The sequence below is a fragment of the Streptomyces thermospinosisporus genome (assembly GCF_039526425.1).
In the GTDB taxonomy this organism is placed as follows: Bacteria; Actinomycetota; Actinomycetes; order Streptomycetales; family Streptomycetaceae; genus Streptomyces; species Streptomyces thermocarboxydovorans.
Window position 1 is genome coordinate 20,677 of record NZ_BAAAIZ010000063.1, and the last position, 21,406, is coordinate 42,082.

Below are 21,406 nucleotides of genomic sequence, written 5' to 3' on the forward strand. Positions count from 1 at the left end.
ACGCCCAGCACGAGATGTCCCAGCAGGACTTCACCGCCGCGGTGAAGAAGGCGATGGGCAAGCCCGCCATGTCGGGCGCCATCGCGCTGGCCCACCAGGGCACCGAGTCCTTCGACGCGCTCAGCCAGGCCGTACGGGAGAGTGGCGCTGCCGCGCAGATCACCGCCGCCCGCGGACAAGGGCTCGCGAGCGCGATGACACTGCTGCGCAAGCAGACCCAGCAGAGCGGACTCGCGCTGTACGACGCCATGGCGCCGGGCCTGGAGTACGTCACCCGGCTCCTGACGCGCGGCATGTCCGGCGCGACGCCGTACCTCGTCGCCGCGATCGAGTACGGGCGTGACCTGGCCACCCTCTACGGCCCGGAGCTCAAGGACAGCGCGCGCAGCGGTCTCGGCGAGCTGATCGACGAGGCCGAACAGCTCCTCGGCCCGCTCCAGGCCCTCGGCGAGCACGGCCTGGCCGCCGGGCTGAACCTCCTCATCAACGCTGCCCGCGCCCTCGGCGAGGTCCTCGGCAACGCCGCCGAGGGCGCCGCACCCGTCGCCTCCGCGCTCGGTCTGCTGGGCGACGAGGCCGGCGGAGCCAGCAACAGCCTCGACATCCTCGTCACGACCGCCGACCTCGCCATGTCCGCGGTCGCCGGGCTGTCCGCCGTACTCGTCCCGGTGGGTGAGGTGATCGGGCCCCTGGTGCGGGCGTTCGGGTCGCTGCCCGGGCCCGTACAGACGGCGATCGCCGCCATGTTCCTCGCCCGGCGCCTCACGCCGATGCTGGGCGGGCTCCCCTCGACCGTGAGCGGTCGGCTGACCGGAGCCTGGCAGGGCTTCGGCGCGCAGATGCAGGTGCAGCAGAACCTGGCCGCGCGGGCCGGGGTGTCACTGTCGCGGTACGCGGCGGCGTTCGCCGTACTGGAGACGCGGATCCCTGTGGTGGGTCAGATGGCCGCCGCCTTCCGCAGCGCCCAGGGCCCGACGTCCGGTTTCGCCGGCACGCTCAACGGCGCAGCGCGTGCAGCCGGGGCCGGGCTCCTCGGCGCCGGCCGCGGGCTGGTGGCGTTCATGGCGGCCCATGGGGTGCCGCCATGGTCGCCGCCACCAGGCTGTCGCCGACGCACACGACGACGTCTGGCAGACCAACGAGTTCGGCGACACCTGGCAGGGCTACGACGTCCTGGGACGCAGGGCGCAGGACGCCGCCGATGCCCTGGACGGCGTCAAGGGCGAGATGGAAGAGTCCGTCCAGCGCGCCAAGGACCTCGCCGAGGCGCAGGGCGCCACCGGGCAGGGCGTCACCGCCTACGGCAACCTCAAGGCTGCCGTCGGTGCCTTGGCCGACCGGACAGCAGACGCTGACCAGCGCACTCGCGCCCTGAAGGACGCCCTCGACCTCCTCTCCGGCGGCAGCATCTCCCTCCAGGCCGCCGAGGCCCGTGTCAACAGCGCGGTCCTCGACGTGAACGAGGCTCTGGCCGACGGGATCGACAAGGCTGACGGCTACGGCAAGGCCCTGCTGAACAACAACGGCACCCTGAACACCGCCACCCGCAACGGCCAGCAGCTTTATCAGTCCTTTACCTCGCTGAGCGACGCTGCCGCCGACGCGTCGGTCTCCGCGTACGCCCTCGCCCAGCAGAACGGCCAGCCGCTCACCGAGTCCCTGTCCGCCGCCCGCGCGCAGATGACGAAGGCGAGGGCGGCCGCGGTCGAGGCGGCCCAGGGCTATGGGCTGACGCGCGCGCAGGCCCAAGCGGTGGCCGACAGTCTCGGCCTGCTGCCGGCGAAGGTCTCGCTCCTGCTGGAAACGGAAGGCATGGACTCCACGCTGGCGATCTCCTCGCCGTCCAAGCCGAGTTCGACCGCGTCCCGAAGAAGACCACGATCGAGGTGGACTCCCTCAGTACGGAGGCGCAGAAGGACCTCAAGGACCTGGGCTACAAGGTCGAGACCATCCCGGGCACCCGTCAGATCAGGATCACGGCTCCGACGAAGGACGCCCGCGGTGCGCTCCAAGCGCTCATCGCCGACGCCGACGCCGAACACGGCAACACCCTGTCCGAGCGCGTCCGCGTGTGGTTCCGCGTCCACACCCGCCCGGGCCGCGCCGTCTTCGCCATCGCCTGGGTCGGCTTCGCCACCTGGTTTCTCGTCCACATCCTGAACTGAGCCCTGCGGGGTGGGACCGTTCCACTTCTGCACGACGGTGGCTGTCACTACCTGCCGTTAGGTTGACGGCATGGTGACGACGATCTCCGAACTGCAGCAGCTCTGCGCCGAGCAGGGGCGTCGCTCTCCCCGCACTGCGCCAAGCCGCGGCCGCGGCCGACGGAACACCGGTGTACGCCGGCGAGATCACCGGAACCGACGCCTTCCGTCTGTGGTACGACCTGCGGGCGCTCCAGGGCCGCAGCGGATGGTGGCCTGTGTTGGCAGGAGAGCCCGAGCACCTGCACAACGTCTTCGTGGGCCTGGAACCGGACTTCGCGCCGACGGAGAGGCAGACCGACGACCGTCCGCTGGACGGCCGCGACCTGCTTGCCCACTGGGCCCGTGAGGCCGAGGGCCATCTGTGCGGTCCGGATGAGCGGACCCGGCCCGGTGAAGACCCGTTCGAAGCACCAGGACAGCGCCTCGCCGCTCACGTGGAAAAGGAGCTGGACCTCGACCTCGTCGGCGGCACGCACTTCTCGGCCGTCCGCCAGGAACGCACGGTGGTGTGCCTGGTGCGGGCCCGCAACGGCTACGACGTCCCCGCCCTGCTGAACTGGCTCGACGCCTGCAACTACGGCATAACCGGCGCCGAGCACCAGGCAGTGCTGCGCTACTTCCACGAGGAACACGGCGCCGAGCTGGTCACCCTGGAGGACCAGGTCCTCGAGCTCCTGGTCACCCGGCGCCCCCCGCACGCCCAAGAGCGTCGCCCTCGCCGCACTGGAGCACTACGCCTACTGTTCCGACATCGTCGACCAGGGCACCGGCAGCATCGAGGACCTCGCCGCATCACAACTGCGCGGCAAAAGCAGGTACTTCTGGTGGGACTAGGTCAGCACCTGTCCGCTCTGCGGGTCGTAGCAGACAAGCCCCCATGGACGCGGCAACGTTCGCGGCGTACTCCCTGGCCTCGACCGCCATGCTGTAACTCATCGGGAAGTAGATCAACGGTCCTCTGGCTTCGTTGATGAGCGGACCGGTCGACCAGGGCGAGACGTCGTCCTCGTCCTCTGTCAGGTCGGGCCACCGGTCGAGGATGGCCGCGACGTACGCCGATATGGCGGGGGTCGGTGGAACCTTCTCGTCAACCTCCACGTACTGGTCGTAGAGCGAGTCGAGCAGCTTGCCAGCGGTCTTGTCGTCGGCGGGAGGAGCCCCCTCCCACACCGCGAGGTCGTAACTCATGCCGGCACTCTGTCATTCGGCACCGACAATCGACCGCCACGCCGACGAACGCGGCAGCGCCCCGGGCAGAGTGCGAGTCAGATCCCGGGGCGCTGTTCCACAAAGGAAAGAGGAAACGAGCCTAGAGTGCGGCGCCACATCCGACAACATCGCTTCTGCCGACACTGACCGTGTTGTCAGTGGCACCGGATACCGTCCGGCCATGGCAGACGCGTACACGACCCTGTGGACCAATGACCTGTGCAAGGCCCTCATCGAGGGCGGCTTTGCGGGCGAGCGGCTGAGCGTCCTGTTCGGCGGGCCCCATCAGTCACTGCCCAGCTTCACGCACGCTGGGGTCAGGCCGGGCGATCGGGTCTACCCGATACGGGTCTTCCGCAAGCGGATGTGGGTGCTTGGGTCCATGGAGGTCGGCCGCCTGCTGGAGTACGACACGATCGGTGATCACCTACCCATGGAGGACTACCTCCGGCTGATCCACTGGAAGCCGCTGAAGACCAGCTGTGTCACCGAGGTCGTGGTCGGCCCGCCCGGAACTCCGCTCTCCTTCGACACGCCAGTCCCTGGCGAGGCCCTCTCCCAGCTGACCTATCGGTCACGACGGGGTGAGCGGCGGATCAAGCACGTCGTCGACGGGGAGTTGCTGCGCGCCGTCAGCGTGCACGGGATCTACCGTCTCGCTCCGCGGTCGGCCCAGGCCCTGGAGGCACTCGTCTGCGGCCAGCCGGTCCTGTCGTAGCCGTTGCTGCCCCGATCAAGCCTGTCCGTCTGAGCAACTATGCTTGACGCATCAAGTCCGTTATATCTGCGCAGGCACGGAGGCGTCGTGGCGAAGAAGCGGTTCCCGTATCTCCTGGGGCACGCGGAGATCGCTTTCCTCTACGGAGTGGAGCGGCAGACCTCGCAGCTCTGGAAGACGCGAGGCGTGCTCGGAGAGCCGGACGTCGTCATCTCCGGCAATCCGTACTGGCTGCTGCCCACGGTCCTTGGACTGTCCGAGGACGGCAATCGCGAGTTCGACGCTCAGCGGCTGAAGGAGTACAAGGCCGGCATCGATGGCGGGTACGAGGTCAGTGATGTGGCAGAGCTTCCGGACATCGTCGGCCTGAAGGAGATCCCCTGGGTCTTCGGCAAGAAGTACATGGACGTCTACCAGTGGCGGGTCCGCAGGAGCTTCGCATCCGAGGACGCCGTGATCTCCGGCTCTCCGCTGTGGCTGCTGGACACCGTGCTGGAGGACGCCGAGCAGCGCGGGCGGGCAACTGTTCAGGACGGCATCGACCGCATTCGGGCGGGCGAGCGTGAGCAGATCAAGCCCCGCGGCCGGAAGCCGCCGGTGGAGCCGAAGCCGACACCCCCGCCGCTTCCGGAGGCGCGCACCTTCATGCCGGGCGAGCACACCGTGGAGGACGTGGCCGCGTTCGCCGCCGAGCTCCTGAATTCCGGGTTCTCCATGACCGTGCGGCCCAAGCGGTAGGACTGCGTCCCGACGCGGAGAGGGACGACGGGCGCAGCTTCTCGCGCACATCCAGGCGGATCGTCTCGCACACAGCGCACTTTGCCCATCACCTTTAAGATCATGGCTCACATGTGTTGCGACAGATCTAGGTCCTCCAGGGAGAGCAATGCGCACACGCGAACAGACAGAGCTGCCGCTGGAGATACCAGAGCCAGACCACGCTCACCTTCACGACGAGCCAACCATCGACGAGCGCTTCGAGGACTTCCATGCCGCACACCGCAACATGTGTTGCGACAGTTGAAGTCCAAGTGAGGGGACCACGATGCATGGAGGGGATGTGGCCGACGCTCCGGTCACCTGGCTCGCGATCCGCGAGGACCAGAAGGCGTTCGAGGACCAGCAGTTGCGCGCGCTGCGCGCAGCATTCCCGGATCTGGCGGAGGCCAGTCCGGCTCAGCTGGGGATCTTCTTCCACTACTGCAAGGCGTCGGGGCTCGACCCGTTCGGTCGGCAGATCTACATGATCAAGCGCAAGTCGCGCGGCGAGATCCGCTGGACGATCCAGACCGGCATCGACGGCTACCGGCTCATCGCACGCCGGGCCGCCGACCGGGCCGGACAGTCCATCGCGTACGAGGACTTCGTCTGGTTCGACGCCGAGGGCGGCGAGCACACGGTGTGGCTGCGCGACGAACCGCCGGCTGCCTGCCGTGTCGTCGTCTGGCGCGGCGACTCACGCTTCCCCGCCGTTGCCCACTGGCGGGAGTACGCGCCCAAGGTGTGGGACTACGAAGCCCAGGAGTACAAGCTCGGCGGGCTGTGGCCGCAAATGCCTGCAGTCAACTGAGCAAGGTCGCCGAGGCCCTGGCCCTCCGCCGGGCCTGCCCGGCGGACCTGTCCGGCCTGCACGTCGACGAGGAGATGCACGCGGCCGATGCGGCGGAGTCCCGCGAGCGAGTCCAGGCCGCCGCCGCGCGACTGCGGAGCGAAAAGGCAGAGCGACCGGACGAGACCCAGCGGAACGTAGAAGCGCCCTCGTCCGGAGACGTGGTCGAAGGCGAAATCGTCGAAACCCGTGGCGTCGAGGAGACTACGGACGCGATGTCGGCGCAGGAGATCGAGACGCCGCCACCGGCCGATCCTCGCGCCGAACTGGATCAGGCACGCAGGGAGGTCCAGGAACTCGCCGGCCGCCTTGGCATGGGCTTCGACACCGTCAACGAGCGGTGCGTCGACGACTTCGGCGTCTCCTACCAGGACGCCAGCCCCGAACAGCTGCGCGTCCTCCTCAACACCTTGCAGCCGGATGACGGCGAGACCGGCGAGGACGCCTCCGCCAAGTCCGACCCGACGGCAGGTACCTCACCCACGCGCCGACGCGCCTCGGCCAAGAAGGCGGCACCGCGCAAGGCCGCGGCGAAGACCACGACGCGCAAGAGCACCGCGGAGAAGCCGACGGCCCGGAAGTCCTCCCGGAGCAAGGCCACCGCCCGCTCGGCCCAATAGCCCCTCCTGCCCGTCAGGCGAAGGGGAAGAACACCCAACAGAGTGCGAGATCACCATGACCACCGACAGCATCGTCGACGACCTCGGCGTCCCGGTCCCCGACCTGTGGAAGGGCGCACACCGCGACGACCGCGCCAGACCGCGCTCCCGCCAGCGCCTCCTCGGCCCCTCCTCGATCACGAAAGATCGAGGCTAGCGCACAGGTCGGTTTTCAGTCGCCGTCGCCGTCGCCGTCACCATCCTGCCGCTTTTTGTGAATCGCTGAATCAGCAGTGTTAGAAACAGCCTTGATGCCGAAGTAGGCAGTAGTTATGGCGGTAATGCCGGTGAACGCGCTGGTGAGCAGCGCCACATGCTGGCCATTGTCAGGTGTGTGAGCGATCCCCAATGCCGCTGCTGCCGCTATGGCGCCGTCGCTTGCCATTACAGCGAACAGACCAGCGAGCGACCGCACCTGCTCCGTCCGGTGACGCCCGTCCTCCTTTTTCCCCCTCACTACGGCGACTATAAAAGTCATGACAGCCATAGCGAATGCTAGAGAGGCGATTAATATGGCGATCGTTGGGGCATCCATGGTGGCCCCCGTGGTGTAGTTCCTAAGGTGACTACGAGCGGACCCTTACCCATTATCGCGCTACGACCCTCCTGACGCATGTGCCAGCTCGGCTGACCTCAGCGACCTACCCGTCCGGGGTTCGCACCAAGGAAGACACCGCAGCACCTCCAACGACGTCGGTCGCGGACCGGGACGCCTCCGCAGCAGCCGGTCCCGGTGGTGGCGGCATGGTCCGAGGGCGAGCAGCTGCCTCCAGATTGTGGCGCCGACGCAAGGTCGCGATGCATCCGCGATCGAGAAAGATCAGCTCACACGATACTTGCCGAGCACGTGCAACACCCCTGCGATCAGGGACTTTCCGCGGCCGCCCAGCACCCCGTAGATCTCGACATAAACGTCTCTCGAATCGGGCACCGCCGCGATCCGCAAGGTGAACGTGCGTCGGCCCGCCAGCCGGTGGCTGTACCACGTATCCCGCTCGATGTCCGTTCCCTCCACGGCCCCATCGACGACCTCCCATTCGGAGTCCCCGAAGTCGTGCTCGGCGAAGTGCGCCAGCACCTCGCACAGCGGCCGTAGGTTCTCGCGGTGCATCCGGCGCTTGTCCATGGCCCGGGTCTCGCCGGCGGAATGGGCGTGGACACCGTCCCAGACTCCCAGACGCACGAGGCGGCGCTGGCGGCCCCTTTCGATCCGGGCGAACACCACCTGCACTCCGCCGAGCAGCACGCCGATGCCCAACGCGGGCAGAACCTTGCCCTCGAGGAGGATGAGGAAGAGGCCCCACCACACGATCCCTGCCACAAGCCAGACGGCGAGTGGCCGTCTTGCTGCGAACATCTGCGCTCTGGTCGGGGGTCGTTGACCTCCGAGGGCGCGATCGAGAGCCCAGTAGGCGCGCGCCAGCCCTCCACCTCTGCCCGGCATGGCGTGATCGTAGCCGTCCCCCGCTACGCAACAGGCTCCGGCCTCCGCATCGACGGGTCAGTCCGAGACCCGTCTCCACAAGGTGCGCTGCGAGGGCTGTGGCAATACGGGGGCGAGTGGCGTCGGGTACGAGGGTGTCAGGCAGGTCGGCCTCTAGCCGCCACTCCGTGTTGAACGTGACTGCCATGCCTGATGGGAGCAGGCGATACACCGCTGGATGCCCTCGCAGGATCCCGGCTATGACAAGCCCCCTTGGGCCCGACGATCACATCGACGATCGTGAGGCTTTCAGTGCCTTCCTGGCGCACCTTCGCGCGGACTACGCAGTCAACGGCCGGCACTGGGAGAACGCAACACTGGACAGATTTCTGGCTGGCTTGGAAGCCTGGGTCACTGCCTCTCCGGGGTGGTACCGGAACTTCGGGCACGACCTGCCGGCTGACGGCGACCTGGACCTTCTTCGCGCGCGCCCTGACCGCCGCTCGAGTTTACGCATAGCCTTGCCGGAGGCGTCCTATGAGCACGGGGAACTGCATGGTCAGGCGGCGGTACGTCGCGCTCGGAGTGCCTGGCGGTTACCGGATCTGGGTAACACGGCTGAAGTGGTAGTCAGGCGACGTGGTGCCAGCCTCTCGCGGTGTGCCCTCCGGCATTCCGGGACTCATAGTTTTCCCCACACGCGCACCACCCGGTGTCCCTCGAGCACTTGGGCGAAGTCGGCCAGGAAGCGAGGGGTGAACTCGGGCCAGTTCCAGAACTCGGAGCCGAGGTAGGCGAAGGCGTAGTAGTCGTCGGCCCATTTCCAGGCGCGGAGGTCGGAGGCCGAGGCGCAGTGGGAGCAGGTGACGGTGGCCTTCCCGGTCTTGTGCCAGGTGTTGATGGCTTCGAAGAACGCGTCGTCGGCCCCGTCTATCGGCTCCCAGGTCTCGGTGAAGAAGTCGGTTCGGGCGGCGCACTTCGGGCAGATGGCGTACTGGGCGCCGCCTTGTCCACCGTGGAAGACCGTGCGGCCGGTCTCCACCGCGAGGCCGTCCGTCGGCTCCCAGTCCGGGTCGATGACTGCCTTTGCCCAGTGTTCGCCGGGCGGGTGGCCTGCCGGTGCTCCGAGCACACACGTGGTCTGCTGGGCAAGGACGATCCCCTCGCTCACCAGCCAGTGGAGGGCGCGGTCCGCGAGGGCCTCGGCCTCGGCCGGCGTGGCGTCGAGGTCGACGATGGTCTGGAAGTGGTCACCCATGGCGCCGACGATAGGGGCTGCCAGTGACAGTCCACGTCGGTCGATCTCGACCGGCGACGGCTGGAGCGCGCACCTGGCAGGCCAGTCGTGCGCACCGCTCCCGGCGAGGCGGTCGCCGGGAGCGGTGTCCGTGATGGTGGAGTGAGGCCCGGGGGGCTGGACCCTTCGGTGTCGGGCTCAGCCGAGGTCGGCGTCGGCGGCTCGGGTGCCGCGTCCCCCAGCTGCAGGGGCCGTGTCGCGGACGGTGAGGAAGAGGGTCATGACGGCGCTGGCCGAGTAGAGGGGCGGCGAAGGTCCACAAGGCGCCCTGGACGCCGAAGGGGCCGAGGAAGAGGCCGACGATGGCGGGGCCCACGGACGTGCCGGCGCCGGCGCCGAGGTTGAGGGCCGGCATCGCCTGGCGCCGGTGTTCGGGGGCAGGGACGGCATCAGGGCGTAGAGCGGGACGTAGCCGGCGAGGGTGGCGCCAGGCCGACCAGAACCATGGCCAGGGGGTAGTTGTCGCCCGCGGACAGGGTGCCGTAGTAGAGCAGCAGCGTGGTGACGGCGCGGCCGACGGGCCGCCCACGAGCACCTACCGCACCACACTGTGAGGTCGATGCTCAGGGCTTCCTCAAATCCGTTGTCATCGGGACATGTTCACCACAAGATCGGTACGGCCACGTTGATCAACGACCGCCTGACCAGCACTCATGTGACGCGACGCAGCTGCATGCCCGACCAGCATGCTGAACGACAACGGAACATCAGGGGGAGACGTGACCACGTCATTCATCGCCGCTGAGCACTCGGCCAGAAGCAGCAGTGACCAGTGGCGCAAGAGGTCCGCGACGTCGCGGCCCTCACGGCGGCCGCGGTGGCCCTGGGCGTAGCGGCTCCGCTGGCGAACGCCACGGGCGCGGAGCGAGCCGCCTCGGAGATGCCTTCGGTGAGCATGGCGGCGGAGACGGGTGCCGGCCTGGGCGCGCTGGAGAGCCTGGACGAGGAGGCCGCCTTCGCCGGTCTGGAGGAGGCGCTCCGCGCCGTCAGCGAGATCCCGGACGACGTGCTGCAGCAGGGGCAGGAAGCCACCGAGCAGTGGCTCGAGGCGCGCCTCGGGGAGAGGGCCGGCGAGGGCCGTATCCAGGCATTCAAGTTCAACGCCGGTGGCTGCGCCCGGGGCATTCTGCTGGCCGTCGGCTCGAACCTGCTGGCCATCGGGAAGATCTACAAGGTCAAGAAGGCCATCGACAAGCTCGGCGGCGTCAAGAAGGTCGTCAAGAAGATCCAGGACAAGAAGAAGCGCGGCAAGAAGAGCTTCAAGAAGGCGATCATGGAGGTCTTCGAGGAGGCCGGAACCGGCATGGGAGCCCTCGCGGCCGAAGTCCTGGGCGTCGACCAGGTCATCAAGAACTGCTGGTAGGACGGCCGGAGAAGGAGGAGACGGACGATGCACACGGTCGCGGCGGTCCTGCAGTGGGCCTTTCTCGTCGTCGGCTTCGCCGTCCTGGGTGCCGCGCTGGTGAGTTCGGTGCGGATGAAGCTGGCGGGGGCCGGTTTCGGCAAGGTCGTCGAGCACCTCGAGGACCGCTGGTTCGGCGCCGGTCCGGTGCTGCTGGCGCTCCTCGCCGGGACGCTGGCGATGACGGGTGCCGGGCGGTTGTCCGGGCACGCTGTCGGAATCGACCAGGCGGCCCTGGTCGTCTTCCCGCTCGCCCTGGTCGCGGCCTTCGCGGTGCGCAGGCTCACGGCGGGCGGCGGGAGCGGGACCGCCGTGCGGGCCTCGGGGCTGGTGATCGCCCCTGCCCTCCTCGGCGCCGTCATGTCGGCTGCCGGCTGATGTGAGAAGCGCGCCCGGCTGCATGCGACGCATGTCCGGCCGGCATGCGGTACGCGTCCGGCCGACGTCGGCTCGCCGCGGCAGAGGCGAGCCGACGCCACCCGGACGGCAGTGCGGCGCCACCGCGTTCGCCTGGCTCCGGCCTTCTTCCGTGCACAACTAGCGGTGTCAAGGGCCAAGTTCACGTAGGTTGGTGGGCTGGTGCACCGGTCGCCGTTCACTCACAGGAGGCTCAGCCGTGTCGGAGGACATCGCTCAGGACAGTGCCGGTTTCGAGACGCGGGCGCGGATCGACACGTCCAGGCCGCACTCGGCGCGGTTCTGGAACTACTTCATCGGCGGCAAGGACAACTACAAGATCGACCGCGAGGTCGGGGACCAGATCAAGGAGATCTTCCCGGGGCTCGTGGACGTGGCGGTCTCCAGCCGCAAGTTCCTCGGGCGGGCCGTGCGGTATCTCGCCGGTGAGCAGGGGATCCGGCAGTTCCTGGACATCGGCACGGGGCTGCCGACCGCCGACAACACGCACGAGGTGGCGCAGCGGGTCGCCCCGGACTCGCGGATCGTGTACGTGGACAACGACCCGATCGTGCTGGCGCACGCCCAGGCCCTGCTGACCAGCACGCCCGAGGGCAAGACCGCGTACATCGACGCCGACATGCACGACCCGGACAAGGTGCTGCGGGCCGCCGCCGAGACGCTCGACTTCTCGAAGCCGGTCGGGCTCATGATCCTCAACACGCTCGGCCATGTGGACCCGTACGAGGACGCGCGCGCCCTGGTGCAGCGGCTGATGGCGCGGCTGCCGTCCGGGAGCTACCTGGTGATCTCCGACAGTACGGCCACCAGCGAGCCCATGATCGCGGCCGCGGAGGCGTACCGGAAGAGCGGGGCGGTGCCGTACTACGTGCGCGCCGTCGAGGAGATCGCCGGGTACTTCGACGGGCTGAAGCTGGTGGAGCCGGGCGTCGTGCGGGTGCCGGAGTGGCGGCCCGAGGACGGGGAGAGCGGTCCGGCCGACCTGGATGCGTTCTGCGGCGTGGCGCTGAAGGAGTAGCCCCGCGGCGGGTACGTACGCGACGGTTCACGGTGTGCGGCGACTCCGGCCCGCTGCGGGGCCTCACCCGTCCGCCCCGCCGTCTCCGCAGGTCGGCGGGGTGCGGGCGATAATCGGGGCATGGCCTCAGCGGGACCGGTTGCCGGGACGAACGCCGTGCACGAGCGGCTGCGGGCGGATCTGCTCGCCGTCGGCGCGCCGTACGGGCTGGTGCTGGCGGGGGGCGACGCGGTGCGGGCGCACGGGCTGGTGGAGCGGGTCAGCCGGGGCGTGGACCTGGCCACCGAGGACGCCGCGCCGATGGGTGAGATCGCCGACGCGGTGCGAGCGGGGCTGGAGGCCCGTGGGTGGGTCGTCGGGGAGGTGCAGGCGGACCCGCTGGCGGCGCGGCTGGTGGTGCGCGAGGCGGCGGACGGCGACGAGTGCCCCGTGGACCTGCGCAAGGAGATGCTGTGGCGGCCGCCGGTGATGACGGAGGCGGGGCCGGTGCTCTCCCTCGAGGACCTCGTCGGTACGAAGGTCAGGGCGCTGGCCGACCGGGGGCTGCCCCGCGACCTCGTCGACGTCCACGCCGTGGCCGACCGCTGGAGCCATCTGGAGCTCGAGGAACTCGGCCGCCGCCATGCCCCCGACACCTTCGACCTCGCCGAACTCCAGTCCCGCCTCACCGGCACCGACTGGCTGGACGACAGCGAGTTCCGCAGACAGGGCCTCGACTTCCCCGCCGTCGACGAACTCCGTCGCTGGGCTCAGCAGTGGGCCGACGACATCGCAGAACGCCTCCTGGAGGGCGAACCTCCGGAGGAGGGGCAGGAGAACGCGGAAGAGGCCCAGGATTCGGACTGACCCCGACTGGCTGACCGACCGACTGCCCGACTGACCGGCACCCGACCGCGCGCAGATGGTCGTACCCCCACCTGAAGCAACGTCTCTGCAGGTCAGCACACTGGTGTCGTGATCACCTGACGTGGTGAAACGGCCGGAAGCCCGGCAACCTCCGGTTTTCGATCACGGTTGCCCCTGGTGTTCGCAGAAAGACGCGAGACATCAGGAGGGGATCCCCTTGCTCTGGTCCTACGGCGCGCGCCTGACCACCGCGCTCGCCGCCGCAGCCACGCTCACCGTCTCGGGCCCGCTCGCCGCGCATGCCTCCGCAGTCGGCTCGACGCCGGTCCGCACCTTCGAGTACAGCATCGGCGGGGCGACGATGAAGATCCCGACGGGGTGCATGTTCACCCACATCATCCGCGGGCAGAGCCGGAAGATCACGTATCAGAACGCCGGCCTCGACTGCGGCTTCGTGGGCGCGCTCAACAGCGGTTTCTGCAACTGGCGCATCGACTTCGCCTACGCCGACACGAACAACCGCACCTACCGGACCTCCCGAGGCCGGACGCACCGGGAATGGGGCGGGCGCGGGCCCGGGTGCTGGTGCTGCTGGCCTCGCCCATGAGTACGAGCCAGCTTGTCGCCGTGACCGGGCAGGGGCTGGGTTCGGTGGGCCGGCATCTGCGGGTGCTGCTGGAGGCGGGGCTGGTGCGGCGCTGGGGCAGGGCGGGGCGGTCGGTGCTGTATGTGCGTACGGCGGCGGGGGATGTGGTGGTGCAGGCGTCGGAATCGGAATCCGGGCTCGGGGAGGGGCCGGGGGCCGGGGGTGACCTGAACGCGCGGGGGCGTCCATCTCGCGCGGCTAGGGGTGCGGACACCCCTTAGCATCCGGGCATGACGAATGCCATGACGCATGCGGAGAACGGCGAGAACAGCGGTGCCTCTCCCCTCGATGTCGAGATCGGTGCGCTCACCGGTGGTCCGGCCGAGCTCGGGCAGTACGCCGGGCGGGTCGTGCTGGTGGTGAACGTGGCCTCCAAGTGCGGGCTGACGCCCCAGTACGAGGGGCTGGAGCGGCTGCACGAGCGGTATGCCGAGCGGGGGTTCACCGTGCTCGGGGTGCCCTGCAACCAGTTCCTCGGGCAGGAGCCGGGCAGTGCGGAGGAGATCGCCGACTTCTGCTCGGCGACGTACGGGGTGACCTTCCCGATGACCGAGAAGATCGAGGTCAACGGGGCTGGCCGGCACCCGCTGTACGAGCGGCTGGTCGGTCACGCCGACGCCGGGGGGCACAGCGGGGACATCCGCTGGAACTTCGAGAAGTTCCTGATCGGCCGGGACGGCCAAGTCGTCGCCCGGTTCGCGCCGCAGACCGAGCCGGAGTCGGCCGAGGTCGTGGCGGCGGTGGAGAAGGCTCTGGGGTGACGCCTCGGGACGTCCCTTGACCTTGCCCCTGGGGCAGGGGCGAGCGTCCTTGTCGCCGGGCGGAGAGGCCGTCCGGTGACGGAGGATGACGGCGTGGACGAGGAGCTGCTGAGCATCGGGGCGTTCGCCGCGCGGGCGCGGCTGTCGGCGAAGGCGCTGCGCCTGTACGACCGGCTGGGCCTGCTGGTGCCCGCGCAGGTCGACCCGGCCACCGGTTACCGGTACTACGCGGCGGGCCAGGTGGAGCACGCCCGGCTGGTGGCGCTGCTACGGCAGCTGGACATGCCGCTCGCCCGGATCGCCGAGGTCCTCGACGCCGGCGACGGTGGGGTGGCGGCCGATCGGCTCGCCGCCTACTGGGCCGGTGTCGAGACCCGGGTCGCCGGGCAGCGGGCGCTCGCCGAGTACCTCCGTGGACGACTGTCGGGGAGGAGCTCCGAGATGCACGGGAAGTTCGCGGTCGAGATGGTGGATGTGCCGGAGCAGGTGGTGATCACCGAGAAGCGGCACACACTGGCCCCTGAGCTGCCGGCCTGGATCGGGGCGTCGCTGGGGCGGCTGGCGGCGGCGGCCGAGAAGTGCGGGGGTGTGACGGGGGTGCCGTTCGTGGCGTACCACGCCGAGGTGTCGATGGAGAGCGACGGACCGGCGGAGGCATGTGTTCCGGTCGCCGACGAGGCGGCGGCACGGGCGTGGGCCGAACAGCGGGGCCGGGCCTGGGAGACGACGGTGCGGGTGGAGCCGGCCCGCAGGCTGGCGTACACCCGGATCTCCAAGGCCCAGGTGGCCCATCCGCAGATCCTGGCGGCGTTCGAGGCGGTGGAGGAGTGGATCGCTGCCGAGGGGCTGAGCCAGGCGGGGCCGTGCCGGGAGGTGTACTTCGCGGACTGGGACGCGGCGGGAGCCGAGGATCCGGTGTGTGACGTGGCCTTTCCGGTGAAGTGAGCTGAGGGCTTGCGCCCACAAGCCGAGCCCTCTCGGCAAGGACGGCGAACTCGTCGAGAGGGCTCTGTCGGTGGTGCTTGAGGGTCTTTCGCCGCCCGGGCTAGGACTTGACCGCGGCCACGAACGCGCTCCACGCGTCCGCGGGGAACGCCAGCTTCGGACCCTCGGGGATCTTGGTGTCGCCGAGCTCCAGCGCTTCCTCGGTGGTCGACCTGACCATCACGCACGCGCCGTTGTTGTTGGTGTAGGAGGACGTCGTCCACGTTTCCGTGGCGCCCAGACGAATTGCCATGTTCGCTCCGTAGCCAGTTGCTGAGTTGCGTCACCGGGCTGCGCATTCCGGCAAGGACCCGCAGAACGGATTGCGCCAACCTCGACTCGTGGTTGGCGTGATCGACGCTACTCGCCACCCTCCTCTTGCGGAGCAGTCCTTCACTCAACTAGGGACATATTCCAGGTGAGTCTTCCATTTTGACATGGTGAGGATATAAAATTCGCCGCGCACTGCCCGGCAGACGTCAGTTGCGCCCGGCAGACGTCAGTTGCGCCCGGCAGACGTGAGTGGCGGCCGGTCGGCAAGGTCAGCGCGCGTACTCCTTCGCGATCCTCTCCACGAGCCGGCGCGAGGCCTCCACGTTCAGCGACTGGGCCCTCAAGTGCTCGTACATCACGGTGTACTTCTGCACGTCGTGCGGCTTCTCCAGGTACAGGTCGCTGGTCACGCCCTCGATGTAGACCACGCTCGAGTCGGCCGCGTCGGCGAACTCCAGGATCGAGTACTGGCCGTTGATGCCGGCGTGCGCGCCGACCTCGAACGGCAGCACCTGCACGGTGATGTGCGGCAGCCGGCTCATCTCCAGGACGTGCTCCAGCTGTTCGCGCATCACCTGGCGGCTGCCGACCATCCGGTGCAGCGCCGCCTCGTCCAGCACCACCCACAGCCGCAGCGGGTCCTTCTCGGCGGTGATACGGCTCTGCCGGCGCAGCCGGACCTCGACCCGCTTGTCGTTCTCCTGCTCCGAGGCCTCCGGCGAACCGCCCTGGATGATGGCCTCCGCGTAGGCGCGGGTCTGCAACAGGCCGGTGATGATCTGGGGTTCGTAGACCCGGAGCGACTCCGCGTCGGTCTCCAGGCCGATGTAGACGCTGTACGGGATGTCGCCGAAGGCGTGCCACCAGCCCTGCTGACGCGAGTCCTTGGCCATCTGCATCAGGGACTCGACGATGCGCTGGTCCTCCACCTCGTAGACATTGCACAGGTCGCGGACGTCGCGCTGGCTGATGCTGCGCCGCCCGTTCTCCAGACGACTGATCTTCGACTGCGACACCAGCAGCCGCTCCGCCACTTCCTCCGCCGTCATGCCCTTGAGCTCTCGGAGCCTGCGCAACTCCTGGCCCAGCCGGCGTCGCCTGACGGTGGGATTGACATTGGACGCCACGGGACGTGCACCTCCGGCTGCGTGCCTCGTACTCGTAGTACTCGTACTCGCCACTTCGTACTTCTTGTGCTTGCTCTGCCACTTTGCGTATCTGCTGTTGAGCAGATTGCCACCAAGAGGTCCGCCGCCGCTGGGAAACGGTCGATATTCGACGAGTACACGCCAGTTCACAGGGCCGGCCGCACGCGGGACCGTAGCCTGCGGGCACGCCGAGCGGGGCGGAGAGAATCCGTGCATTCTCTCCGCCCCGCTCGGGCAGCGGCTCCCGTGACCGGGTCTGTGCTGCCGTGCCTCAGTGGGCCGCGGCTCGCGCCATGGATCCGCGGCGCGGTTGTGTGGGAACACCTCGTGCAGGGTCCGCCGTGCCCCGCCGGCCGCCCGGGGCGGGCTGCCTGCCGGCGGCGGGGCTGCGGCGCGGCTGCGAGGCCACACCGTTCTGGACGTCCATCACGGCGTGCGCCACGAGGCCGCCCATGGGGTCGTGCCGGATCAGATCCCGCAGCCGGGAGCGGGACGAACGTCCCTCGTTCCCCGGATACAGGTGTTTGCCGAGGCCGACCGCGTGGGCCAGGGCAGCCAGCGCCGCGGTCCGCGGGTCCGGCGGCACACCGGTACGGATGGCGGCGTCCAGCCGGGCCCTGATCTCCCGGCTGATCTCGGTGTCCGTCGCCTGGTAGCGAGTCGTCGGCAGCACCCCGCACATCTGTCCGGCCACGGCCTGCACCATGCCGCACCGCTCCAGATGCGAGAGGTAGGTCTGGCGGAGCCCGAGACGCGGCCCGCCGATCCAGTGGACCGCGCGCACCGGGGCGCCGCGCCTTCGCAGCAACTCCAGTGCGTGGTCCAGTGTCGGATCTCCTGTCGGCCGTGGTACCACCACGGCGATACGATCCCCGTCTGGGGCTATCCGTCCGGCCAGCGCCAGCTCCACTAGCTGTGCTCCGGCCAGACCGAGGTCGAGCGACTGCGGCTGTGCAGTGGTACCCGTGGCCGGGTCCAGTGCCAGCAGCAGAAGCTCCTCCGGAAGTGTTCTGCGGCTCCTGCCCATCCATGCCTCCCCGCGTGGATGAATGACAGGGTGACCCCTCTCACATTGGTCTGTCGAGGGTGCGTGACCGGTTCGTAAGGGAACCGGTAGGTATGTCGTTCTCGTCTACCGCGTGGGGTAGGCCCGCACCCAGGACACTGGTACATGGTTCGGACAGCGCTCCGAGGCGTTGCCGGGCGGGCGGTTCACGGTTCGGTTGGCGCACGCGTGCGTGCGGCACATGGAGGAGGCATCGGTGGCGGGCGAGTCCCCCGACAAGTCGAAGCAGCGCGAGTCGTCGGCAGGAACGACGTCGGGGAGCGCGGGTCCGGTTCCCGAGGCGAGAAGCTCCACGCAGGCGCGTGACCCGCGCCTGGCGGTCGCCCGCGAGGCCGCTGCTCCCGCCAAGTCCGCCCATTCCGCGAATTCCGCCCAGTCCGCTGAGCCGGCCGAGGCGCGGCCCAGGGTCGACACGGCCACCCAGGTGCTGTCGGTACGGCCGCGTAAGGGCTCCGACGCCGATACGGGCGACGGTGCGCAGAAGGCCGGTGACGCGGACGCGGGGGCTGCGAAGCCGCCGTCGAGCGAGGAGCAGCACGAGGCTGCGGCCAAGAGTGACGGGCGCCTGCGGGACGCGGTCGCGGCGTGGGTCCGGGGGGCGGACTCTGGGGAGTCGCCGTCCGGGGCTTCTGGGGACTCTGGGACCTCTGAGGCGTTTGGGGCGTCTGAGGGGGGGGACGGTGCGTCCGCTGACGCCGGTGCGGACAGCGAGAAGAGCAAGGGCCGGGCGGCCGACGAGGACACCGGGGCCGCAGCATCCGTAAACGACGCCGAGGAGTCGGCCGCCACCAGCAGCGCCGCGAACGACGGCGTTGAGGGCGATGCAGCCGACGACGCCGAGTGGTCGGCTGCCCCCCAGGCGAACGACTCCGTCGGCGGCGACTCCGACGCCTCGCACGCAGAGGGCGCCGCAGGCGGGGACCGCGAGCGCACGGCATCCGACAAGGCGGGACGGGCCACCACCCCGTCCGGGAGCGACGCGTCCGGCGAGACGGCCAAGGCTGCCGATGCCGGAGCGCAGGACGCGAAGGGCGCCAAGGACGCACCGGACGTGGACCGCGCCGATGCCACCGACGCACCGGGCTCCGCGGACAACGGCGGCTGGCGCGCCGCCTCCGGCACGGCGGGCCGTGCCACCGCTCCAACCGGGCGCAAGGCACCCGGCGAGGCAGACGCCGAGGCTGCCGATGCCGGAGCGAAGGGCGCCACGGATGCGAAGGACTCCGCGGAAGCCAAGAACGCCAAGGGCGACAACGACGCCACGGGCGCACCGGGCTCCGCGGACAACGGCGGCTGGCGCGCCGCCTCCGGCACGGCGGGCCGTGCCACCACTCCGACCGGGCGCAAGGCACCCGGCGAGGCAGACGCCGAGGCTGCCGATGCCGCAGCGAAGGGCGCCACGGATGCGAAGGACTCCGCGGAAGCCAAGAACGCCAAGGGCGACAACGACGCCACGGGCGCACCGGGCTCCGCGGACAACGGCGGCTGGCGCGCCGCCTCCGGCACGGCGGGCCGTGCCACCACTCCGACCGGGCGCAAGGCACCCGGCGAGGCGGACGCCGAGGCTGCCGATGCCGCAGCGAAGAGCGCTACGGATGCCAAGAACGCCGGGCCTGACAACGACGCCAAGGGCGCGCCCGGCGCCGACCGTACCGGCGCCAAAGACGCGCCCCTCGCCGACCGTACCGGCGCCAAAGACGCCACCCCGGCCAGGGACGACGCATCCGGCAAGGCGAAGGCAGCCGGCCGCGACGTCGAGGCCAAGGCCAAGTCCGAGCGCGACGAGGACGGCGGCCCCAAGGGCGCCCTTGACCAGAGCTCCGGCTCCCCCGGCGCACCCGCACCCAACGGCACCCCCGCCCAGGGCACCCGCTCCTCCGCCGCGCCCGCACCCAACGGCACTCCGGGCAAGGGCGGCGGTGTAGCCGAGGGCAAGGGCAGCCCGAAGGGCGACTCGGGGGGCAAGGGCGGCGGCGCTGACAAGGCCAAGGCCGGCGATGCTGCCAAGGGTGACCCGAAGGGTGACTCGTCCGGCAAGGGCGGGAAGGCCGAGCGGCCCGTCGATCAGCCGACCGCCGTGTTCAAGACCGTCCGTTCGGGGCCGGCGCTGGACCAGGCCACCACCATGCTCCGGGTCGACCGCTCCGATCAGAGCCAGGCCGAGCGTGCCTCGAAGCCGGAGCAGAAGCCGGATCAGAGGCCGGATCAGAAGCCGGAGTCGAAGCCGCAGTCGGGCTCGAAGCCGGGGTCCGGGTCCGGGGCCGGGGCCGAGTCCGAGCGGACCAGCAAGTTCGTCGCGCTGAAGTCGCTGGACGACCCCGGCGTCCGCAAGCCCGCCCGCGCCGAGCCGTCCGCCGCCGAGGCGACCACCGCGCTGCCGCAGATCGGGCCCGAGCGCACCGCGCAGCAGCCGCTGCCGCCGAAGCCGCCGCTGGATCTGCTCGCCGAGCTGACCAACACCCCGCCGCCGCCGGACACTCCGCTGCGCACGGCCGTGCGGCGGGTGAAGATCTGGACGCCGCTGGTCCTGCTGCTGGTGATCATCTTTGCGGTCGCGCAGGCCGTGCGCCCGCTGCCGGAACCCACGCTGACCGTCACCGCGGAGCCCTATGTGTTCGAGGGCGACAAGGTGCGGCTGCCGTGGCCGGGCGAGGGCCAGGGCTGGATGCATGTCGACGGGGTCGGCTCGATGGACCACTTCGGCGAGCAGAAGCCGGTGGCCATCGGTTCGGTCGCCAAGACCATGACCGCGTACGTCATCCTGCGGGACCACCCCCTCAAGCCAGGGGAGGAAGGCCCGAAGATCGAGATCGACGAGACGGCGGAGAAGGAAGGCGGCTACAACAAGGACGGCGAATCCACGCTGGACACCGTCAAGGCCGGCGACAAGCTCACGCTGAAGCAGGCCCTGTCCGCCGTCATGATCCCCTCCGCCAACAACATCGCCCGGCTGCTGGCCCGCTGGGACGCGGGCTCCGAGGCGGCGTTCGTCAAGAAGATGAACGACACCGCCAAGGAGCTCGGGATGAGCGACACCCGCTACACCGACCCCTCGGGCCTGAAGGAGACCACCGTCTCCACGGCCGAGGACCAGGTGAAGCTGGGGCGTGCGGTGGTCAAGAACCCTGCCCTGGTGGCCATCACCAGCGCGGCGAGCTGGACCGACCCCTCCGGCAAGTACTGGACGAACTACAACGAGCTGCCGTACCGGATGGGCGCCATCGGCATCAAGACCGGCAGCACCACGAAGGCCGGCGGCAACCTGCTCTTCGCCTCCCGCGAGGAGGTCGACGGGCGGACGGTGACGGTCGTGGGCGCGATCCTCGGCCAGCACAAGCCGAAGATCCTCGAGACGGCCAACCGGGTCAGCCAGACGGCGCTGGAGGCCGCCGAGGATGCGCTGATCTCGGCGAAGGTCGTGAAGAAGGGCACCGTGGTCGGCTATGTGGACGACCAGCTCGGTGGCCGTACGCCGGTCGTGGTCACCAAGGACGTCTCCGCCGTCGGCTGGGCGGGCCTGAAGGTGAAGATGTCCTTCGCCCCCGGCTCCGTGCCGCACAGCGCCGAGGCCGGCACCGAGGTCGGCACGCTGACCGTCGGTGACGGGTCGAGCAGCGCGGTGAAGGTGCCGGTGGCGCTGAAGGAGGATCTCGTGGAGCCCGGCTTCACGGACAAGCTGACGCGCATCGCCTGATCCGTGCCGTGACCTGCGCTCTCCTGCTG

At 69.7% G+C, this 21,406-nt stretch carries 24 protein-coding genes and 2 pseudogenes; 19 read left to right on the forward strand and 7 right to left on the reverse strand.

The window, feature by feature from the left end; all coding sequences use genetic code 11:
• Positions 1-14 precede the first annotated feature (14 nt).
• From ABD207_RS20810 to ABD207_RS32160, 4 genes and pseudogenes are all read left to right on the forward strand, one after another.
• On the forward strand, positions 15-1,355 hold the full coding sequence (locus ABD207_RS20810; RefSeq protein WP_344014598.1) for a hypothetical protein: 1,341 nt from the start codon (positions 15-17) through the stop codon (positions 1,353-1,355).
• A 531-nt stretch (positions 1,356-1,886) separates the two neighbouring features.
• Complete coding sequence (locus tag ABD207_RS20815) at positions 1,887-2,165, forward strand: hypothetical protein (RefSeq protein ID WP_344014599.1); 279 nt, start codon at positions 1,887-1,889, stop codon at positions 2,163-2,165.
• Between the two features lie 557 nt (positions 2,166-2,722).
• Positions 2,723-2,881, forward strand: a pseudogene (locus ABD207_RS32155) (DUF4253 domain-containing protein); the annotation flags it as partial.
• A 49-nt stretch (positions 2,882-2,930) separates the two neighbouring features.
• Positions 2,931-3,041, forward strand: a complete 111-nt coding sequence (locus ABD207_RS32160) for a DUF4253 domain-containing protein (protein ID WP_425580779.1) — start codon at positions 2,931-2,933, stop codon at positions 3,039-3,041.
• Here the strand turns inward: ABD207_RS32160 and ABD207_RS20820 are convergent.
• A complete protein-coding gene (locus ABD207_RS20820; RefSeq protein WP_344014600.1) occupies positions 3,000-3,395 on the reverse strand; it encodes a hypothetical protein in 396 nt (131 codons plus the stop codon). The two genes, ABD207_RS32160 and ABD207_RS20820, sit on opposite strands and share 42 nt — an antisense overlap.
• A gap of 202 nt (positions 3,396-3,597) precedes the next feature.
• On the opposite strand from ABD207_RS20820, the gene ABD207_RS20825 reads away from it, so the two are divergent.
• From ABD207_RS20825 to ABD207_RS20845, 5 genes are all read left to right on the forward strand, one after another.
• Entirely contained in the window at positions 3,598-4,134 is a 537-nt protein-coding gene (locus tag ABD207_RS20825; RefSeq protein ID WP_344014601.1) for a hypothetical protein, read from the forward strand.
• Between the two features lie 87 nt (positions 4,135-4,221).
• Positions 4,222-4,872, forward strand: coding sequence for a hypothetical protein (locus tag ABD207_RS20830; protein ID WP_344014602.1), 651 nt, complete (start codon positions 4,222-4,224; stop codon positions 4,870-4,872).
• A 322-nt stretch (positions 4,873-5,194) separates the two neighbouring features.
• A complete protein-coding gene (locus tag ABD207_RS20835) occupies positions 5,195-5,704 on the forward strand; it encodes a recombinase RecT (protein ID WP_344014603.1) in 510 nt (169 codons plus the stop codon).
• Positions 5,677-6,363: a hypothetical protein gene (locus tag ABD207_RS20840; RefSeq protein WP_344014604.1), complete on the forward strand. Its 687-nt coding sequence runs from the start codon at positions 5,677-5,679 to the stop codon at positions 6,361-6,363. Before ABD207_RS20835 ends, ABD207_RS20840 begins: the two co-directional genes overlap by 28 nt.
• A 55-nt stretch (positions 6,364-6,418) precedes the next feature.
• Positions 6,419-6,559, forward strand: coding sequence for a hypothetical protein (locus tag ABD207_RS20845; RefSeq protein WP_344014605.1), 141 nt, complete (start codon positions 6,419-6,421; stop codon positions 6,557-6,559).
• Positions 6,560-6,574: 15 nt separating this feature from the next.
• Here the strand turns inward: ABD207_RS20845 and ABD207_RS20850 are convergent, their stop codons facing one another.
• Both ABD207_RS20850 and ABD207_RS20855 read right to left on the reverse strand, forming a co-directional pair.
• Positions 6,575-6,937: a hypothetical protein gene (locus ABD207_RS20850; protein ID WP_344014606.1), complete on the reverse strand. Its 363-nt coding sequence runs from the start codon at positions 6,935-6,937 to the stop codon at positions 6,575-6,577.
• A 285-nt stretch (positions 6,938-7,222) separates the two neighbouring features.
• The gene (locus tag ABD207_RS20855; protein ID WP_344014607.1) at positions 7,223-7,723 is read right to left on the reverse strand and encodes a hypothetical protein; all 501 of its coding nucleotides are present in this window, start codon (positions 7,721-7,723) and stop codon (positions 7,223-7,225) included.
• Positions 7,724-8,085: 362 nt separating this feature from the next.
• Between ABD207_RS20855 and ABD207_RS32165 the strand changes: the two genes are divergently transcribed.
• A complete protein-coding gene (locus tag ABD207_RS32165; RefSeq protein ID WP_425580773.1) occupies positions 8,086-8,619 on the forward strand; it encodes a DUF7660 family protein in 534 nt (177 codons plus the stop codon).
• Here ABD207_RS32165 and ABD207_RS20860 read toward each other — a convergent pair.
• Positions 8,508-9,083: a hypothetical protein gene (locus ABD207_RS20860; RefSeq protein ID WP_344014608.1), complete on the reverse strand. Its 576-nt coding sequence runs from the start codon at positions 9,081-9,083 to the stop codon at positions 8,508-8,510. The genes ABD207_RS32165 and ABD207_RS20860 overlap by 112 nt on opposite strands.
• A gap of 811 nt (positions 9,084-9,894) precedes the next feature.
• On the opposite strand from ABD207_RS20860, the gene ABD207_RS20865 reads away from it, so the two are divergent.
• From ABD207_RS20865 to ABD207_RS20900, 8 genes and pseudogenes are all read left to right on the forward strand, one after another.
• Positions 9,895-10,485 carry a hypothetical protein gene (locus tag ABD207_RS20865; protein WP_344014609.1) on the forward strand — a complete coding sequence of 197 codons (591 nt, stop codon included), beginning with the start codon at positions 9,895-9,897 and terminating at the stop codon, positions 10,483-10,485.
• Positions 10,486-10,512: 27 nt separating this feature from the next.
• Positions 10,513-10,902, forward strand: coding sequence for a hypothetical protein (locus ABD207_RS20870; protein ID WP_344014610.1), 390 nt, complete (start codon positions 10,513-10,515; stop codon positions 10,900-10,902).
• Positions 10,903-11,140: 238 nt separating this feature from the next.
• Positions 11,141-11,959 carry an SAM-dependent methyltransferase gene (locus ABD207_RS20875; RefSeq protein WP_344014611.1) on the forward strand — a complete coding sequence of 273 codons (819 nt, stop codon included), beginning with the start codon at positions 11,141-11,143 and terminating at the stop codon, positions 11,957-11,959.
• Between the two features lie 120 nt (positions 11,960-12,079).
• Positions 12,080-12,805, forward strand: coding sequence for a nucleotidyl transferase AbiEii/AbiGii toxin family protein (locus ABD207_RS20880; protein ID WP_344014612.1), 726 nt, complete (start codon positions 12,080-12,082; stop codon positions 12,803-12,805).
• Positions 12,806-13,022: 217 nt separating this feature from the next.
• The gene (locus ABD207_RS20885) at positions 13,023-13,412 is read left to right on the forward strand and encodes a hypothetical protein (protein ID WP_344014613.1); all 390 of its coding nucleotides are present in this window, start codon (positions 13,023-13,025) and stop codon (positions 13,410-13,412) included.
• Positions 13,364-13,672: pseudogene (locus tag ABD207_RS20890) on the forward strand (ArsR/SmtB family transcription factor); the annotation flags it as partial. The gene ABD207_RS20885 and the pseudogene ABD207_RS20890, both read left to right, overlap by 49 nt.
• A gap of 9 nt (positions 13,673-13,681) precedes the next feature.
• Positions 13,682-14,212 carry a glutathione peroxidase gene (locus ABD207_RS20895; protein WP_344014614.1) on the forward strand — a complete coding sequence of 177 codons (531 nt, stop codon included), beginning with the start codon at positions 13,682-13,684 and terminating at the stop codon, positions 14,210-14,212.
• A 75-nt stretch (positions 14,213-14,287) separates the two neighbouring features.
• Positions 14,288-15,157 (forward strand): MerR family transcriptional regulator, encoded by an 870-nt coding sequence (locus tag ABD207_RS20900; protein WP_344014615.1) that lies wholly within the window; start codon positions 14,288-14,290, stop codon positions 15,155-15,157.
• A gap of 100 nt (positions 15,158-15,257) precedes the next feature.
• On the opposite strand, the gene ABD207_RS20905 is transcribed toward ABD207_RS20900, so the two are convergent.
• The 3 genes from ABD207_RS20905 to ABD207_RS20915 form a co-directional block, all read right to left on the reverse strand.
• Complete coding sequence (locus tag ABD207_RS20905) at positions 15,258-15,449, reverse strand: DUF397 domain-containing protein (protein ID WP_167996147.1); 192 nt, start codon at positions 15,447-15,449, stop codon at positions 15,258-15,260.
• 289 nt (positions 15,450-15,738) lie between these two features.
• Positions 15,739-16,596 (reverse strand): helix-turn-helix domain-containing protein, encoded by an 858-nt coding sequence (locus ABD207_RS20910; RefSeq protein ID WP_344014616.1) that lies wholly within the window; start codon positions 16,594-16,596, stop codon positions 15,739-15,741.
• A gap of 292 nt (positions 16,597-16,888) precedes the next feature.
• Positions 16,889-17,644 (reverse strand): GOLPH3/VPS74 family protein, encoded by a 756-nt coding sequence (locus ABD207_RS20915; RefSeq protein WP_344002493.1) that lies wholly within the window; start codon positions 17,642-17,644, stop codon positions 16,889-16,891.
• A 1,090-nt stretch (positions 17,645-18,734) separates the two neighbouring features.
• On the opposite strand from ABD207_RS20915, the gene ABD207_RS20920 reads away from it, so the two are divergent.
• On the forward strand, positions 18,735-21,377 hold the full coding sequence (locus ABD207_RS20920) for a serine hydrolase (protein ID WP_425580780.1): 2,643 nt from the start codon (positions 18,735-18,737) through the stop codon (positions 21,375-21,377).
• The last annotated feature ends 29 nt before the right edge of the window (positions 21,378-21,406 follow it).